The organism is Myxococcales bacterium (assembly GCA_016706225.1).
Lineage (GTDB): Bacteria > Myxococcota_A > Polyangia > Polyangiales > Polyangiaceae > JADJKB01.
In genome coordinates this window covers 1-15,937 of sequence record JADJKB010000023.1, presented here as the reverse complement: position 1 = coordinate 15,937, position 15,937 = coordinate 1, and the positions used below count along the sequence as shown (strand labels likewise).

The 15,937-nt window shown below is 66.5% G+C and carries 14 protein-coding genes; 7 read left to right on the top strand and 7 right to left on the bottom strand.

Annotated features, from left to right (window positions below; translation table 11 throughout):
- Positions 1-14 precede the first annotated feature (14 nt).
- Positions 15-944, top strand: a complete 930-nt coding sequence (locus IPI67_35515; GenBank protein ID MBK7585482.1) for an HD domain-containing protein — start codon at positions 15-17, stop codon at positions 942-944.
- 7 nt (positions 945-951) lie between these two features.
- On the opposite strand, the gene IPI67_35510 is transcribed toward IPI67_35515, so the two are convergent.
- Genes IPI67_35510 through IPI67_35500 form a run of 3 tightly spaced genes read right to left on the bottom strand, consistent with a single transcriptional unit; the run spans position 952 to position 4,692 of the window.
- Positions 952-1,902 (bottom strand): hypothetical protein, encoded by a 951-nt coding sequence (locus IPI67_35510; protein ID MBK7585481.1) that lies wholly within the window; start codon positions 1,900-1,902, stop codon positions 952-954.
- A 28-nt stretch (positions 1,903-1,930) separates the two neighbouring features.
- Positions 1,931-3,373, bottom strand: a complete 1,443-nt coding sequence (locus IPI67_35505; protein ID MBK7585480.1) for a hypothetical protein — start codon at positions 3,371-3,373, stop codon at positions 1,931-1,933.
- Positions 3,370-4,692, bottom strand: a complete 1,323-nt coding sequence (locus IPI67_35500) for an AarF/ABC1/UbiB kinase family protein (GenBank protein ID MBK7585479.1) — start codon at positions 4,690-4,692, stop codon at positions 3,370-3,372. Before IPI67_35500 ends, IPI67_35505 begins: the two co-directional genes overlap by 4 nt.
- A gap of 217 nt (positions 4,693-4,909) precedes the next feature.
- Here IPI67_35500 and IPI67_35495 point away from each other — a divergent pair, with 217 nt between their 5' ends.
- Positions 4,910-6,220, top strand: coding sequence for a hypothetical protein (locus tag IPI67_35495; GenBank protein MBK7585478.1), 1,311 nt, complete (start codon positions 4,910-4,912; stop codon positions 6,218-6,220).
- Here IPI67_35495 and IPI67_35490 read toward each other — a convergent pair whose 3' ends face one another.
- Positions 6,221-7,636, bottom strand: coding sequence for a PQQ-binding-like beta-propeller repeat protein (locus tag IPI67_35490; GenBank protein MBK7585477.1), 1,416 nt, complete (start codon positions 7,634-7,636; stop codon positions 6,221-6,223).
- 132 nt (positions 7,637-7,768) lie between these two features.
- Between IPI67_35490 and IPI67_35485 the strand changes: the two genes are divergently transcribed.
- Complete coding sequence (locus IPI67_35485; protein MBK7585476.1) at positions 7,769-8,956, top strand: FIST C-terminal domain-containing protein; 1,188 nt, start codon at positions 7,769-7,771, stop codon at positions 8,954-8,956.
- A gap of 25 nt (positions 8,957-8,981) precedes the next feature.
- On the opposite strand, the gene IPI67_35480 is transcribed toward IPI67_35485, so the two are convergent.
- Positions 8,982-9,944, bottom strand: a complete 963-nt coding sequence (locus tag IPI67_35480; protein ID MBK7585475.1) for a pyridoxal-phosphate dependent enzyme — start codon at positions 9,942-9,944, stop codon at positions 8,982-8,984.
- 102 nt (positions 9,945-10,046) lie between these two features.
- Positions 10,047-10,649, bottom strand: coding sequence for a hypothetical protein (locus tag IPI67_35475; protein ID MBK7585474.1), 603 nt, complete (start codon positions 10,647-10,649; stop codon positions 10,047-10,049).
- Positions 10,650-10,774: 125 nt separating this feature from the next.
- Here IPI67_35475 and IPI67_35470 point away from each other — a divergent pair, with 125 nt between their 5' ends.
- Positions 10,775-11,248 carry a PaaI family thioesterase gene (locus IPI67_35470; GenBank protein ID MBK7585473.1) on the top strand — a complete coding sequence of 158 codons (474 nt, stop codon included), beginning with the start codon at positions 10,775-10,777 and terminating at the stop codon, positions 11,246-11,248.
- Positions 11,245-11,691, top strand: a complete 447-nt coding sequence (locus IPI67_35465) for a PaaI family thioesterase (protein MBK7585472.1) — start codon at positions 11,245-11,247, stop codon at positions 11,689-11,691. Before IPI67_35470 ends, IPI67_35465 begins: the two co-directional genes overlap by 4 nt.
- Before the next feature lie 56 nt (positions 11,692-11,747).
- On the opposite strand, the gene IPI67_35460 is transcribed toward IPI67_35465, so the two are convergent.
- Positions 11,748-12,689 (bottom strand): hypothetical protein, encoded by a 942-nt coding sequence (locus IPI67_35460; GenBank protein ID MBK7585471.1) that lies wholly within the window; start codon positions 12,687-12,689, stop codon positions 11,748-11,750.
- 269 nt (positions 12,690-12,958) lie between these two features.
- Here IPI67_35460 and pntA point away from each other — a divergent pair, with 269 nt between their 5' ends.
- Both pntA and pntB read left to right on the top strand, forming a co-directional pair.
- Complete coding sequence (pntA, locus tag IPI67_35455; protein MBK7585470.1) at positions 12,959-14,542, top strand: Re/Si-specific NAD(P)(+) transhydrogenase subunit alpha; 1,584 nt, start codon at positions 12,959-12,961, stop codon at positions 14,540-14,542.
- A 6-nt stretch (positions 14,543-14,548) separates the two neighbouring features.
- Positions 14,549-15,937, top strand: a 1,389-nt coding sequence (gene pntB / locus IPI67_35450; protein ID MBK7585469.1) for a Re/Si-specific NAD(P)(+) transhydrogenase subunit beta, incomplete at its 3' end; no start/stop codon positions are given.

The window sequence follows — 15,937 nt, the reverse complement described above, 5'->3', positions numbered from 1 at the left end:
GCCGGACCCACTTCATGACCGAGACGCCGAGCATCGCCGACAAGACTCGCGCAATGGACGCGCTCGAACGTGCGGCGGAGTACGCCGAGCGCGGCGCGAGCACACGACCGGTGGTGCTCGTCACTCCCGCGGACCTCTCGGCGTTGTCCGCCGACGACGTCCGCCCGCCCCTCGACCGTGTGCTGATGGGCCTCCACGCGGACGATGGCCTCGACTCGCTCCTGGTCACGGGTGTGCTCGACTCGTTGTTGCCGGAGGTGAAGGCCATGGTCGGCTTCGGCGACGGTGAGTGGCGCCACAAGGACGTGTGGAAACACACCAAACAGGTGGTGTGCCAGAGCGTGGCGCGGCTCGAGGTGCGCTGGGCCGCGCTATTCCACGACATCGGCAAGGTCAAGACGCGCAGCATCGACGAACGGGGCGAGGTCCACTTCTTTGGTCACGCCGAGGTCGGCGCGCGCATGTTCGACAAACTCGAGAAGCGTCAGCGTTACTTCGGCGCCGACGAACCCCTGCGCGGCTCGATCCGCTTCCTGGTCTTGCACCACCTGCGCGCGAGCCAGTACGACGGTTCGTGGACCGACAGCGCAGTGCGTCGGTTCGCGCGGGAGATCGGTCCGCACCTGGACGACCTCTTGTGTTTGTCCCGCGCGGACATCACGACGAAGCGCCCCGAAAAGAAGCGGCGTGGCATTGGTTACATCGACGAGCTCGCCGGTCGCATCGGCGACCTCGCGGCCGAGGACGCCAAGCTGCCGCCCCTGCCTTCGGGTGTCGGCTCCGAGATCATGACTGCGTTTGGCATTCCGCCGTCCAAGAAGCTGGGCGACATCAAGCGTGCCCTCGAGGCAGCCATCGAGGCGGGAGAGATCCCGGGGCAGATGGAGAGCGCCTTCTACGTGGAGTTTCTGGCGGCGAATCGCCAGCGCTTCGGCCTCGATTGAGCGAAGGTCAGCTGGCCACGCGTAGACCCACGGCGAGCCCACGCACCAGGTTGCGGAAACCTGCCACTGCCCGGCTCGACTCCGGCACCTGACTCACCGGAGCCGCGCCGAGCCAGTGCTCGAGCCCGCCGGAGTCCAGCACGCCGGCGAGCCCGTAGATGCGGGTGCGAGCGGCGGGGATGCCTGCCGCGAGGGCCGCACCAAGGTCGTCACAAAGCGCGCTGCGATCGGCGTAGCGGTTCCCCGGGTCGATGCCGATGCCGTGCGGGCCGACGATCCCGACATCGATGCCAGCGCGGTCCCCGAAGCGCGCCACCGCGGTCTCGGCGTACGAGTGAACCAACGCGGGCCCCAGCCAAGTGCCGAGCAGCTGAGCGAAGGGTGTCTGGTAGACCATGAAGCTGAGCTCGTCCCAGTCGATTCCGCTGACGGGAATGGCGAGCGCGTCCTCGAGAGTGGTGTCGTGCTCCGGCTGGTCGAGGATCAGGGGATACGTGACCGCGTGCACGTGTAGGCCCGATCTTCGCAGGCGTGCCACCGTCCGCGCCAGGCTGGAGCGCGCCTTGGCAAACGCGGTTGGCCGCACGTGCTCGAGCAACAGCCCGAGCACCTTGTCGGGACGCGCGCGCGCCAACCGTCGCAGTCGTTCGGAGTAGGCGAGATCCGGCTCCAGATCGAAGGAAATGCCGGCAAACACCGGCCCACCGCGGCGCTCGCGCCAGCTGACGAGCGCACGCATCAACTCGTCGGCCTCGGCCACGTTGGTCTCGCCGATCCAGTAACCGTGCGCTTCGGGCAAGAGTGGCCACACCCGCACCGGCACCCCCGCGCGATCCGCACTGCGCGTCAGGCGCGCGAAGCTCTTGTCTCCCAGGCGCGCGCTGGGCAGCGACAGGCCGATGCCGAGGCCGGCCTTGGCAAGTGAACCGAGGGCCGCCTCGACCGCGTTGTCATCCATCAGCTCCCGACCAAAGCGAGAACGTCATCTAGTTTCTTGCCGCGGCGTTCTGCGGGTTGGCGTCGGGGCCGAGCACGATGCTGCGGCGGACCCGTGCCAGCGGCGCATCGGCATTGAGGCGGAGTGCGCTGCCGCGGCCCTCGACGCCGAGTTGTCTCCACAGCGCTTCGAGGTCGACGCGTCTCCCCGAGTGGGCATGGGCTCTCGCCAGCGGCTCGAGGGCCGCAACTCCGCAGGTCTCGTCGCTGAGCGCGAACGTGCGCGACAGCGGCCACACCTCGCTCGCGTGCCCGCCGGCGTCCAGCACACCCCGCAGTCCGTCCTCGAGCCCGCGTGCGCCGGCGGTCTTGGTGCGGATCTCGATGTCGGCGAGCATCACCACGATCGCCCCACCCCAGTAGACCTCGGCAAAATCGGCGGCATCTTCCAGCCCTTTTTTCCCGACCGCCGCCAGACCCTGGGGCATGGCGCGGCGGAACTCCTCCCACACACTCGCCTCCGTGCGCCAGCCGACGCGCGCGCGAATGATGGGCTCGTAGTAGGTGGCGAGCCCCTCGTCGAACCAGCGGCCTTCACCGGAGAAGCTGGGCACACCAAGGTGGAACAGCTCGTGGATCAAGATCCAATCCTGGTACAGGCGGGCGGGCCGTGTGTGCTCTCCGACCAAGAGCACCACGCCGGGTGCGCTCTCTGGCAGCACTTTGCCGAACACCACGCCTTCCCTGCCGGGCAGCGGGATCAGCGTGACCTGAACCCGCGGTACCGGGAATTTGTGCCAGAAGTCGGCGACCGCGCGCGCCGAAGCTGCCACCCACGCCGTCACGTCGGCGCGACTCGCGTCGAGCTTGCCATCGGCGAACACCACGCGCAGGCGTGAGCCATCGACGCGCACTTCCTGCGACTCGAAGCGCCCGAACACGGCGTAGCTCGCGACCGGGATCTCGTGCGCTTCGAGTGTGTAGGCGTCGCCGGCGCGGGTGAGGCTGGTTGCGAAGCCAAACCCCGGGGGAACCGTCACACGGATGCGGACCGGCACGTCGGTCGAGAGGGGTGCCGGATGCACGAGCCAGGTCGAGACAGGCGACACGACCGACGCGCCGCTGCGCAGCGCAACGTCGAAGCTCTCTGCGCTCGCAGCGATCGCGTCCAGGTCCACTCGGTATTTTATCTGCGCATCGGCCTCGGGTGCCCCGAACGAAAAGCCAGAGCCCTGGCGCTTCAGTGCTTGCCCGGCCCCGTCGGTCACGTCGCGGATGTGCGGCAGGCTCGCGGGCTCCGAGGCCACGAAGCCGGTGAGCGCTCCGCCGTGACAGCGCACGTCCACCGCGAGCACGAGCGGCGTCTCGGTTGCCACCGACACAGCGGCATCGCACGAGCTCGGGGTCGAGCTGGCAGTCGCGGGCGGCGGACGTCGAGTGGCGCAGGCGGCGAGCAAGATGCACAGGGCAAGCTGCGCCGCGCCTCGCTTCACGCCGTGGCCTCGGGGGGAGTCGCCGCGGTGTTCTGTGCCGCCAGGCTCTTGGCGAAGGCGAGCGACGCATACGGCAGCACCAATCCGGTCAATCCCACCTTGGGCGCCAGCTGACCCACCAGGCCAAACAGCAGCACCAGCGTGCGCTCCACGTAGAAGTAACCGTCCGGGTACGCCACGCTCTTCATGATCTCGCGCATCTGCCCGCGCACGTGCTGATAGCCGTCGCTCGTGAGCTTCTCCACCGTTTGCCGATCGAGCTGCGCAAAGTCGGTGATGTTCACGTTGGCCAGCAGCTTGAGGTACTCGCGCCCGACCCGGGCCAGCAGATCACGATCGCCACCCTCGGCCACGAAACCCATGCGCTCCAGGCCCGCGAGCACCTGGTCGTCGCTGCGAGTGATCGCCCCGAGCACCACCATACGCATGCCGTCCGCGAGCTCGGGCGTGACCTCCTCGACGGCGCCGTAGTCCAAGATCACCAACGTCGGCCCGGAACGCACCAGAAAATTTCCCGGGTGTGGGTCTGCATGAAACACCCCGTGCTCCAGCAACATCGCGAAGTAACACTCAGTGAGCAGCTTGCCGACCTCCTCGGTGTCGACACCCAGCGCCTTCAGCGCGACAAAATCCGTGATCTTCGCTCCCTCCTCGAAGGTCATCGTCAGCACACCGGCACTCGTGAGCTCGTCGACCAGCGTTGGGACCACCACGTTGCTCTTCCCCGCGAAGATGCTCCGCATGCGCTCCATGTTCTTGCGTTCGTTCGCGTAGTCGGTCTCGCGAGCCAGCATGGCGGACAGCTGGTCGAGCACGCGTTCGAAACGTGTGATGGGGAATAATCGGCGCACGACAGGCATGATCGAGCGCAGCACGCCGAGGTCGCGGCGGATTAGCGTTTCGATGCCGGGATACAGCACCTTCACCGCAACCGCAGTCCCGTCCTTGGTGACGGCGCGATGAACCTGCGCCAGCGAGACTGCGGCCTGTGGTTCGCGATCGAACTTGGCGAAGCGCGACAGCGGGTCGTCGCCCAGGGCTTCGCGCAGGCGTTCTTCGATCTCGGGGAAGGGCTGAGCCGGGACCTTGTCCTGCAGCTTCTCGAGGGCCTCACCATAAGCGCGAGGCAGGAAGGTCCCGATCACACTCAACACCTGACCGACCTTGATGAACACACCGCGCAAGCGCATGAAGCCGTTGACCAGACGGCGAGCGTTGTTGACGTGCACTCGCTCGAGGCGCGCCTTCAAGCGCCGTGCTCCGAAGACACGGCTGAGAACCCATTGCACTCCGTAGGACGCGAAGATCGTCCAGAACATCAGCAGGGCACGTAGGGAGCGCAGCACCGGGATCCGAGCGTACAGCACGCTTTTGTGGTGGCCCCCGGACCCACCCGCCGGAGGGCCGCCCGCAGGCGAATTTCCCTAGAAGATCGCGGCGATCCGCGGATTGGGCGGTTTTCGAGTGGGTCCGAACTCGGGGCCCGCAGTCAAGAGGGTATTTCCATTCCAATTATTCTGAATAGACTCGGTCTCCGTGCCTAAGCCCGCGAAAAGACCGGGGCCCACCGACGGCGAGCTTTACCGTCGCGCACTGGCCGTCGGGCTGGTCGGCGTGGCGGGCGTCGCGCTGGTGACCGGACTCACGGCCGGACCCGCCCATCGCGCCGGCGCGTTCTTCCGCCGCTTCGCCACACCGCCGGCCGTGGCGGCGCCCGCCGCCGTCGCCCCGACGCGACAGCACCTCGAAGCCGAGCCGCTCAGCGACGAGCTGCGCAGCAAGGGGTTCCACGAGTGTTACCCGCACGACCCCATCGGCCTTGGACCTTACACGCCGTTCAAGAACCTCAGCATGGGTCGCATCGCACTGCCCCAGAGCGGCGGCCACACCGTCGACATGGGTTACGACGTGATGATTCAGTTTCACGGTCACAGTCCCGTGAGCAAGACGTTCGTTCAAGTCTCGCAGGGCATGGCCTTCGTTGGTATCGACCGCGGACTGGGGAGCGGAGCGTACTCCGATGCGTTCGGCAAACCGGACGTATTCCAGGCGCTGCTGCGTTCCGTCGAAGCGGCGCTGCGCAAACACAGCGGAGACGAGCGAGCCCACATTCGCCATCTGGCGCTGTCAGCGTGGAGCGCCGGGTACGGCGCGGTGAACGAGATCCTCAAGTATGGCGACGAGCGCATCGACGCAGTGGTGCTCCTCGATGGGTTGCACGCGGCGTGGAACCCCGCGGCGCGTTCTCACGACGAGGGTGTCGCCTCGCTGCTCAGTCGTCCCTTGTCTCCGACGTTCCGGTTTGCCGCGCGAGCAGCGCGTGGAGAGAAGCTCTTCGTCTTCACGTATTCGGAGGTCACGCCCGAGACCTATCCGTCCACGCGTCAGACTGCGCAGCTGTTGTTGTCGGAGGTCGGGGTCGCAGAGAGCGCCGTTTCGCCGGGAAACGAGCGGTTTGGGCAGACGTCCACGGCGGACGAAAAGGGCTTCCACGTCTGGGGTTATCGCGGTGCGAACGAGCACGCCCACTGCAGCCACATCTCTCACATCGCGAGGGTGCTTCACCTGCTCGAGGACGAGTGGCAAACCCCTGCGATGGATCGCAGTGTCCCCTTCACGCCGGCGCCCGTGCTCGGTGGCGGCAGCTCGGATGAAAGCGCCAGCGAGCCGCCGCTGGTTGCGGCAGCCAATCCACTCACCGCTGCGCTCGCCCCCGAGGCACCACACCTCGAGCTCCTGCCGCGCCCCGCACCGGCGGCGGAACCGGTGAACCCCCGCGAGCCCGAGGTCCCGTCCGCGCCGGTGCCCGAGGTGGCACCGCTCGAGCGCCCGCCTCACGCGGAGTGATCACTCGCCAACCGCGTACAGCACACCCTCGCCCGTGCCGATGAACAAGCGCCCATCGCTGGCGAGTGCCGCGGGAGCGTAGATGGCGCCGTCGGCGTTGGCCCAATCACACTGCTGCTTCGCGGGGTGGGGGCGTTGTTCACCCACTCGCTTCGAGTCTCCCAGGAACAACTCCCACACGACCTTGCCGCTGCTTGCGCGCAGCGCGTAGACCGAGCCGTCGTAGCGCGGCAGGTAGACCAGGTCGCCGGCGGCGGCGGGCGAGGCCCACTGCGGAAAGAAACACAGCCCGATCTCGTCCCGGTAGGCGAGGCGGCCAGTCTTGGCATCGATGCCCGCGACGTCGCCCGAATACGGCTCGCCGTACACCAACTTGCCAGCCACCAGGGCAGGAGTGGAGCGCACGTTGCCCCACTCGCCTGGACCTTTTGCCTTCCACTTCACTCTGCCCGTGCGCTTGTCGAGGGCGATCAGCGCGGGCAGGTCCTTGTAGTACGTGTCGCGGCTGAAGCTCACGTAGAGCGCGTCTTTGCCCACCACCGGCGCCGAGTACACTTCAATCGCCTCGTCGGGACCCTGGTTGTTCCAGGCCGCGCGCTTCACCTGTTTGCGCCAGGTCTGAGCGCCCGCGAGGGTCAGCGACGCTACCTCTCCGCCTTGCGACGCTACGTAGATCTGCTGGCCATCACTCGATGCACCGCCGCGGATCGCGCCGGTCAGCTGTAGCTTCCACAGCTCCTTGCCGTCCTTCGTGGCGAACGCGCGCACATACCCGCTTGCATCACCAACGACGACGCGGTCCCCGATGACCAGCGGATGTGTGTACATCTTGCCCTCGCCTTTGGCCTTCCAGGCGACCTTGCCAGTCGTCACATCGAGCGCGTACAGGTGTTCATCATCCGATGTCGCAAACACCTGGGTCTTGGTCGCCGCGACTCCGTTGGCGTCCGCTGCGAAATGAGTGAACCAGGCGCGTTTGCCGCTGCTCGCGTCGTAGGCAGAAACACCGTCTTTTGAGTCGGGCTTGTTGTGTGCAGTGCCGGAGCTGGGCGCAACGACGAGCGACTTCCCGACGACGATCGGTGAGTTCAACCAGGAGAAGACACCGACGTTGGCCTTCCACAGCACCCGTGGATGTTTGAGCTCGGGCGCATTCGTTGCGCCAGTCCGCGCGTTGTCACCGTGAAACGTCGGCCAACCGTCCGCACCGGTGACCACGACGTTGGCCGGCGTCTCGGCGGTGGGGACCTCGGCCACGGGCGCAGCCGGTGGCACCTCGACGATGGTCGGTGCCGGCTTTGTCTCGGCGGGCTCCGACGGCGGGAGCTCGGCGCGCGCGCCTGGAGCGCTCGCGGGTGGCGTGGAACTCGTGCAGGCAGAGAGAGCAAGAGCCAACCCGAGCCGGACGTTGCGCATGGGCGGACATCAGCGCCGCGCCGGGAGCCCGTCAAGAGTCCTGGCTTGTGCTTCGAGGCTCGACGACTATGATTGTGGTGTTCGCTTGGGGCCGCGCTGCGGTCTCTGCTCGAGGGAGGACTTGCGGCAGTAGTGTCTAGGAAAGACCGCGCAAGAACCATTTGTGGCAGTGGTGCGAGCGACGATCCGTCGACCGCCGCGGCGACGAGCGCCGCGCTGAACCAGGCCCGGCAGCAGCTCTCCGGTCGCGTGAACCTCGCGCTGTTCTTCGCGTCGCCGGCGCATCCCCTGTCCGATGTGCTCGCCGAGGCCAAGAAGCGCCTGCCGCGCGTCGACGTCGTGGCCTGCACGAGCGCAGGCGAGATCACGGAACGCGGACTGACCCACAGCGGAGTTGCAGCCATGCTCATCGGCTGGGGTGAGGCCGAGCACGAGGTCACGGGCCGCGGCGTTCCCCACGACGACATTGCGGCGCTCGGCGAGGCGTTGGGCGGGAAGTTCATGCGCCACACGCCCGAGCGCGACAAACATGCGGTCTGCATCTTGATGGGGGACGGGTTGTCCCCAGCGTTCGAGAAGCTGGTGCTGGAGGTGCGCAAGGCTCCGCGGCTGAAACACCCCATCGTGGGCGGTGGCGCAGGGGACGACGGCAAGTTCGTCGGCACGGCCGTGGGTGTGAACCACGAGGTGTTTCCTGGCGGAATGCTCTCGGTCCAGGTGACCTCACACAATGCCTGGGGAGTGGGCGTTGCCCACGGGCTGTCACCCGCCTCGCCGCGGTTCACCGTGACGCGAGCAGAGGGCAACGTCGTGATGGAGATCGACGAGCGGCCCGCGCTCGACATCTATCGCGAGTATGCCAAAGGTCGGGGTCTCGATTTCGAGTCGCTCGATCTGCCGCAGTTCCTCGTGGAAAATGAGCTGGGAGTGCTCTTGTTCGAGGACGTCGTGCGGGTGCGGGCGCCGCTCCGCGTCGAGGACAACGGCGCGCTGTTCGCCGCTGGCGAAGTTCCGGAGGGCTCCACCGTCTGCATCGTGCGCGGTGCCGAGGAGGACATCATTGACGCCGCGCGCGTGGCCGCCGAGGACGCCAAGGATGGGCTCGGTGGTGTGCAGGCCGCCGGCATCCTGGTCTTCAGCTGTGTCTGCCGTGGCATGGTGCTCGGCCCGCGCTACGCCGAGGAAATTCGCGCAATTCGCGCGGTCTTTCCCGACGTGCCGATTGCTGGTTTTTCCAGCTACGGTGAGGTCGCTCGCACCGAGAGCCGGCTCGACGGCTACCACAACAACACCATCGTGGTGGTTGCGATTCCGGAGTGAACGGCTCGCAGTCGTCGCCCGCGATTCAGGCGCCGAAGGGCAGCCGAGACAGATCGACGTTACCGCCGGAGATGACCACCCCGACCCGCGCCAGGCCGGGGCTCGACCGCAGTGCATCCGAGAGCGCCGCAGCAAGCGCGACCGCGCCGCTCGGCTCGACCACCAGCTTCATGCGCTCGAAGAGCAAGCGCATGGCTTGAACAATCTCGGGATCGGAGACGGTCAGAATGCGATCGACGTGGTCGCGCACGATCGGCCAGGTGAGCTGACCGAGCCCCGCGTGCAGCCCGTCGGCGATCGTGTTCGGATTGGTTTGGGGCAAGAGCTCCCCGGCGAGCTTGCTGCGTGCGGCGTCGTCGGCGCCAGCAGGCTCCGCGCCGATCACCGCGATGCTCGGGGCGAGTGCCTCGACCGCGATCGCGATGCCACTCATCAGGCCTCCGCCGCCGATGGGTGCAATGATGGCTTCGAGCTCCGGGGTTTGTTCGAGCAGCTCGAGCGCCACGGTGCCCTGTCCTGCGATGACGTCGGGGTGGTCGTAGGGCGGGATCAGCGTCGCGCCGGTTTCCTCGGCCACCTGGCGTGCGGTGCGCTCGCGGGACTCGAGGGTGCTTTCACAAGGGACCACGCGCCCACCGTATCCCTGCACGGCTTCGCGCTTCACGCGGCTGGCGCCGGTTGGCATCACGACGTGCGCCTTGATGCCGCGGATCTTTGCGGCCAGCGCCAGCGCCTGGGCATGATTTCCGCTCGAGTGCGTGACGACGCCCTTTTGAGCCAGTTCGTCGGGCAGCGAGAGCACGGCGTTCACCGCGCCGCGCAGCTTGAAGGCGCCGATCCGCTGGAGGTTCTCGCATTTGAAGAACAGCTTGCGCCCCGCCAGGCGGTCCAAGGTCTGACAACTGAAGATCGGCGTGCGGTGGACGTGCGGCGCGATCGTCTCGCGGGCGCGGCGAATGCTGTCGAGGGTTGCGGCGTACTCGGTCATTGGGGCGGAGCGTACTCGACTCGAGCGAAAGAAAAAGGGCATCCGAGTTCTTCCTCGGATGCCCTCGCGCGTGCACTGAGCCGCGAAGCTTGGCGCCGCGCGTCACGAGACGTCGTTGCCGGTCCCGTTCTGCAGCTTGGCGTTCGCGCCTGACGCCGTCTTGCCCTTGGGTGCCTTGCCGGCGCCGCGCTTGCCGTGGGCATTGTTCAGCATTCGGAGCACCTTTGCTTGCTCACTCGGCGTGAGGATGGAGCGCACCTCCGTAACCTGACGCGCCTGGATCTCCGTGAGCTTCGCCTTCTGCGCTTCGATGGCGTCGATGCTGACCTTGTAAGCGGCCTGGTCCTTGCTGTCGGATTGGCTCAGCGCACGCAGTGCCTCACGTTGTTTCTTCACTTCGGCGTGAACCGGCTGGCGCTCGGTGCGGTACTTCTTCATCACCTCGATGACCCGCTTCGCTCGCGCCTCGTCGATACCCTGTTTCTTCATGGCTGCGAGCACGCGGGCTTCGCGCTTGGCGGTGTCGGCCTTGCCTTGGCCCTGTTTGCCTTTGCGCGCTTTGCCGGCCTTGCCGGCCTTGCCGGCCTTACCGGCCTTGGCGACCTTGGCGGCTGCGGGCGGCTTTGCTGGGCGTGCTTCGGCCATGGCCGGTGCGGCAAGGAGGCTGAGGGCGAGGGCGGCGGCGAGGACTTTTAGGGGACGCATGTTTCGATTTTCTCCTGTTCGACCCGTGGTGTTTCGAGGTCTCGGAGGGCAGATGCCGGTGCCCAGCTCCCCGTTAATCCACCGGACGTCGCTGGTGGATTTTTCATCGGCTACAGTGGCAGCGGATGAGCGCCGAGGCCGACACCAAACGCGAAAAGCTGAAGGTCTTCGATCAGGGTTTCACACAGGCGGTCCCGCACAACCGCGCGCTCGGTCTGCGCTTCATCGATTTTGCAGACGGTGAGGCGACCATCCTCTTGCCGTTCGCTGAGCACCTCGTGGGCAATCCGGAGACCGGTGTCTTGCATGGCGGCGCGGTGACGTCGCTGCTCGATGCAACCTGCGGCGCAGCGGTGTTCATGCGGCTCAAACAACCGATGCCGATCGCGACGCTCGATCTTCGCATCGACTATCTGCGGCGGGGTGAGCCTCGTCGCGACGTGATCTGCAAAGCCAACTGTTTCAAGGTGACCCACCACATCGCCTTCGTGCGCGGCCTCGCCTATCACGACTCCGAAGACGATCCGATCGCTGCGGCTGCAGGCAGCTTCATGATCCAAGGTCGCGGGCGACCCATCGTCGGCGGAGGCGAAAGATGAGTGAGTTGGTCCGGCTCATCAATCAGGCCAAGGCGACCGGCGACTTTGGTCCGTTGTTCGCGGCCATCCCCTACGCACGCTGGCTGGGCATCGACGCCGAGATCATCGAGGGTGAGCTGATCGGCAAGCTCCGCTTCACCGAGCCGCTGATCGGCAACCCGGTTTTGCCTGCGCTCCATGGCGGGACCATCGGCGCGCTCCTGGAGTCGACGGCCATCTTCCGTTTGTTTTGGGAGGCCGAGACGGTGGTCATCCCGAAGACCATCAACCTCACGGTCGCCTACTTGCGCTCAGGCAAGCCGGTCGACACCTACGCTCGAGCGCACATGACCAAGCACGGCCGCCGCGTGGCGAGCGTCTGGGTCGAGGCCTGGCAAGAGGACCGCGCGCGGCCCATCGCTGCTGGGACCGTCAACCTGCTGATCGAACCGCTGGAAAAATAGCGCTCGCGGGCCCTGATGGTGCCGTTCCAGACAAGTGATGCACGCTGGCTTGGGCCTCACGGATCCCACATCAGACCGAGGCGCAGCCCACCGCGCAGGAACTCCGCCGACGCGCGGCCACCACTCTCGAAGTAGTGCTCGTAGGCGACAGCGACGCCGGCCCAGGGCAGAAAGCCTCGGGTCTTCAGCGCGGCGACGCCGATTGCGCTGCCGAAGCGCACGCCGTAGCTGAAGTCCTGATCGTCGGCTTGAAACAGCGCGACCGGTGCTACCTCCGCGTCGTAGTGCCACGATACGCTGCGGAAGCGCACGACGACCGGGAGCGCGGGGAAGTAGTTGATGGCGAGCTGAGTGGGCTGCACGTTCGGACGGATCATCGCGCCGCCGCCGAACTCGATGCCGCCCAGCAAGGTCACGTCGCCGTCGAAGCCCCAGCCCGGTAAGAGCCGCCCGGTTCCTCCGCCGCCGATGGTCCACGCCCCTTCGGTCTTGCGAAGTTGCAGCATGCCGCCGGTCTCGAAGCTGAGGCTGAACCGATTCCGATCCGTCTGGCGACCGTGAAACTCCGGCTCGATGTCCACGTAGAACGGACAGTCCGCTGGCGCGGCGTCGATGGCATGTTTCAGCGCGCCCAGCTGTCGCTCGACGAACAGTGCTTCTTTCACCTTTCGATTCAGCTTGCGCCCAGCTTCTTCGAACAAGGTGCGTGCGTCGCCCTCCGTGTGTGCGCGCCGTTCGAGGGCGTTGCGCGCTTCGATGCGTGCGAGCGGATCTGCGCGGCACACCGACTGGAGCAGCGCGGGCAGTACCTCGTCGTAGGCTTGGCGGTCGACGAACCAGCCGAGGCTCTGCTCCACGGCTACGATGCGCTCCACGTCCGCCAGAAGACCGAGTGTGTCCTCGCGCAGCGGCTCGGCGCGGGCGGCCGAAACATGGCCCAGCACGGCCAGCGCCACGAGCACGCGCCGAAGGGCGCTCCCGGTCAGCAGTCGGTACACGCCGCGTCGCAGTCGCGCAGAAACGTCCAATTTCTCCCTCGAAGCGGCCTCTTCGGAGCCGTCGGGTGCAGCCTACCATCTGACCGGACCGGGGCGTCAGCCGACGGAATTTCTTGCGCCTGCGGTCCTCCTGCGCGGGTTCGTTCAAGTTCTTCGCATCACGACCGTAGGTTTGGGCTATGGAAGGCCTGCCAGTCGGCCCCCTCCTCTCCGTGTTTCGCGTTGAGCCGATCCGTCGCTGGCCGCGCCCCGCGCGCGTGGAGCCTCTGATGCTAGTCGCCATCCCCAGAGAGGTGCGTCCCGGCGAACGCCGCGTCGCAGCTACACCCGAGTCCACGGCTCGGTTGAAGAAGCTTGGTTTCGAGGTTGCCGTCGAGAGCGGCGCGGGGGAGAAGGCGTCGTTTCTCGACGAAGACTACGAGAACGCCGGCGCGCGCATCGTCAAGGACGTCATCGAGCTGTGGTCGAGCGCAGACATCGTACTCAAGGTCCAGCCGCCGGAAGAGCACACGGAGCTCGGAAAGCACGAAGTCGAGCTGCTGCGCGAGAAACAGACGCTGGTGTGTTTCCTTTGGCCGGCCAAGAACAAGGAGCTGGTCGAGCGCCTTGCAGCCCGCAAGCTCACCGTGCTCGCAATGGATCAGGTGCCGCGGGTCACCCGGGCACAGAAGATGGACGCGCTCTCCGCGATGGCCAACATCGCCGGGTACCGCGCGGTGATCGAAGCGGCGAGCTTCTTCGGTCGCTTTTTCACCGGTCAGATGACCGCGGCAGGCAAGGTGCCGCCCGCCAAGGTCTTGGTCATTGGTGCGGGTGTCGCTGGTCTCGCGGCCATCGGGGCCGCGCGCGGGCTCGGCGCCATCGTGCGGGCGTTCGACACACGGCCGACCGTCAAGGAACAAGTCAAGAGCATGGGCGCGGACTTCCTCGAGGTGTCACTCGAGGAAGACGGAACCGGTGAGGGTGGCTACGCGAAGCAGATGAGCCCCGAGTTCATCAAGGCCGAGATGGCGCTCTTCGCCGCGCAAGCCAAGGATGTCGACATCATCGTCACGACGGCGCTCGTGCCCGGAAAACCGGCGCCCGTGCTGATCACCAAGGCGATGGTGGAGAGCATGCGGCAGGGCTCGGTGATCGTGGATCTCGCCGCGGAGTCTGGTGGCAACTGCGCCGTGACCCACCCCGGTGAGGTCTCGGTGCATCACGGTGTCACGGTCATCGGTTACGTCGACTTGCCGAGCCGCCTCGCACCGACCGCGAGCCAGCTGTACGGCACCAACCTGACGCATCTGCTGGCCGACATGGGCGGAGCCAAGAGCTGGCACGTCGACCTGGACGACGAGGTCATCCGCGGTGCGCTCGTCTTGCTCGACGGAGAGCTGATGTGGCCGCCGCCGAAGAAGCCGGAGCCCGAGCTCAAATCCCGGCCCAAGGCTCCGCCGAGCACGATTCCTCCGCCAGAGGCCAAGAAGCTGGAGGCGCAGAAGGCGCCGCCGCAGCCAAAGAAGTCAGGCCTGGGTACCGCCATCACACTGGTGGCCATCGCGGCGGGGCTGGTCGCGCTCGGTCTCTTCGCGCCGGCCAGCTTCTTGACCCACTTCACGGTGTTCGTGCTGGCGTGTTTCATCGGTTGGCAGGTCGTGTGGAACGTCACGCCGGCCTTGCACACACCGCTCATGAGCGTCACCAACGCCATCAGCGGCATCATTCTCATCGGCGGCATGTTGCAGGTGTCGGGGCCCGTTGCGGCGCCGGTCACTCTGCTCGGGGCGGTCGCCGTGCTGATTGCCACCATCAACATCTCGGGAGGCTTTCTGGTCACGCAGCGCATGCTGCGCATGTTCCAGAAGTAGCGAGTCATGCCCCAAAGCCTTCAAAATATCGCTTATCTGGTCGCTGGCGTGCTCTTCATCAAGAGCCTCGGCGGGCTCTCGAAGCAGGTGTCCGCGCGGCGCGGGAACCTGTTCGGCATCGTCGGTATGTTGATCGCGCTGGTCGCCACCGCGGCGAGTCCGACCGTCACCGGTTACGGCGTCCTGGCGGGCGCCATCGGAATCGGCGCGGTGATCGGGGCGATGCTCGCTGCACGCGTCGCAATGACGAACATGCCGCAGCTGGTTGCCGTCTTGCACAGCTTCGTCGGAGCCGCGGCGGTGCTGGTGGGCATAGCGAGCTTCCTCGCGCCGCCGGCCGATCTCAGCGGGGCCGAGGCCGTCATCCACGAGGTCGAGGTGTTCCTCGGCGTCTTCATCGGCGCCATCACCTTCACCGGTTCCGTCGTTGCGTACCTCAAGCTGCAGGGGCTCATTCGCACCAAGCCGCTGCTCCTGCCCGGCCGCCATCTGGCGAATCTGGCCATGGTGGGTGTTTGTGCCTGGCTCTGCGCCCAGTTCTTGTCGGCGCCCGAGCACGGGGGTCTGCAGCCGCTGCTGATCATGACGGCCATCGCGGGTGTGCTCGGTGTGCACCTGGTGATGGCCATCGGCGGCGCGGACATGCCGGTCGTGGTGTCGATGCTCAACAGTTATTCCGGCTGGGCCGCCTCGGCCGCGGGGTTCATGTTGGCGAACGACCTGCTCATCATCACCGGCGCGCTGGTGGGTTCGAGCGGCGCGATCCTCAGCTACATCATGTGCAAGGCCATGAACCGCTCGATCGTCAGCGTCATCTTCGGCGGTTTCGGCGCCGACGAGGGTGCGATTCCGGCCAAGGCTTCGGGCGAAGCTCAGGGCGAGGTCGTCAGCATTGCGGCGAACGAGACCGCGGAGCTGTTGGCGAAGGCCAAGAGTGTGGTGGTCGTACCCGGTTACGGCATGGCGGTGGCGCAGGCGCAATATCCTCTGTGGGAGGTGGCGAAGCTGTTGGGGGAGCGCGGCGTGAAGGTCCGCTTCGCCATTCACCCGGTCGCCGGGCGTTTGCCGGGACACATGAACGTGCTCCTGGCGGAGGCCAAGGTGCCCTACGACGTCGTGCTCGAGATGGACGATATCAACGAGGATTTCCCCGGGACCGACGTGGTGATCGTGATCGGGGCCAACGACATCGTGAACCCCGGCGCGCTCGACGACACGTCGAGCCCCATCTACGGCATGCCGGTGCTCGAGGTCTGGAAGGCCAAGACCTGTGTGGTGATGAAGCGCAGCATGGCGAGCGGCTACGCCGGCGTTGAAAACCCGCTGTTCTTCAAGGAAAACACCCGCATGTTGTTCGGCGACGCCAAGAAGACCATCGACGCAATCCTGGGCGAT

Excerpts from the sequence above, each read along its gene's own strand:
- IPI67_35515 (MBK7585482.1), top strand. The coding sequence starts at position 15 with ATGACCGAGACGCCGAGCATCGCCGACAAGACTCGCGCAATGGACGCG.
- IPI67_35510 (MBK7585481.1), bottom strand. The coding sequence starts at position 1,902 with ATGGATGACAACGCGGTCGAGGCGGCCCTCGGTTCACTTGCCAAGGCC.
- IPI67_35500 (MBK7585479.1), bottom strand. The coding sequence starts at position 4,692 with ATGTTCTGGACGATCTTCGCGTCCTACGGAGTGCAATGGGTTCTCAGC.
- IPI67_35490 (MBK7585477.1), bottom strand. The coding sequence starts at position 7,636 with ATGCGCAACGTCCGGCTCGGGTTGGCTCTTGCTCTCTCTGCCTGCACG.
- IPI67_35480 (MBK7585475.1), bottom strand. The coding sequence starts at position 9,944 with ATGACCGAGTACGCCGCAACCCTCGACAGCATTCGCCGCGCCCGCGAG.
- IPI67_35475 (MBK7585474.1), bottom strand. The coding sequence starts at position 10,649 with ATGCGTCCCCTAAAAGTCCTCGCCGCCGCCCTCGCCCTCAGCCTCCTT.
- IPI67_35470 (MBK7585473.1), top strand. The coding sequence starts at position 10,775 with ATGAGCGCCGAGGCCGACACCAAACGCGAAAAGCTGAAGGTCTTCGAT.
- IPI67_35465 (MBK7585472.1), top strand. The coding sequence starts at position 11,245 with ATGAGTGAGTTGGTCCGGCTCATCAATCAGGCCAAGGCGACCGGCGAC.
- pntA (MBK7585470.1), top strand. The coding sequence starts at position 12,959 with ATGCTAGTCGCCATCCCCAGAGAGGTGCGTCCCGGCGAACGCCGCGTC.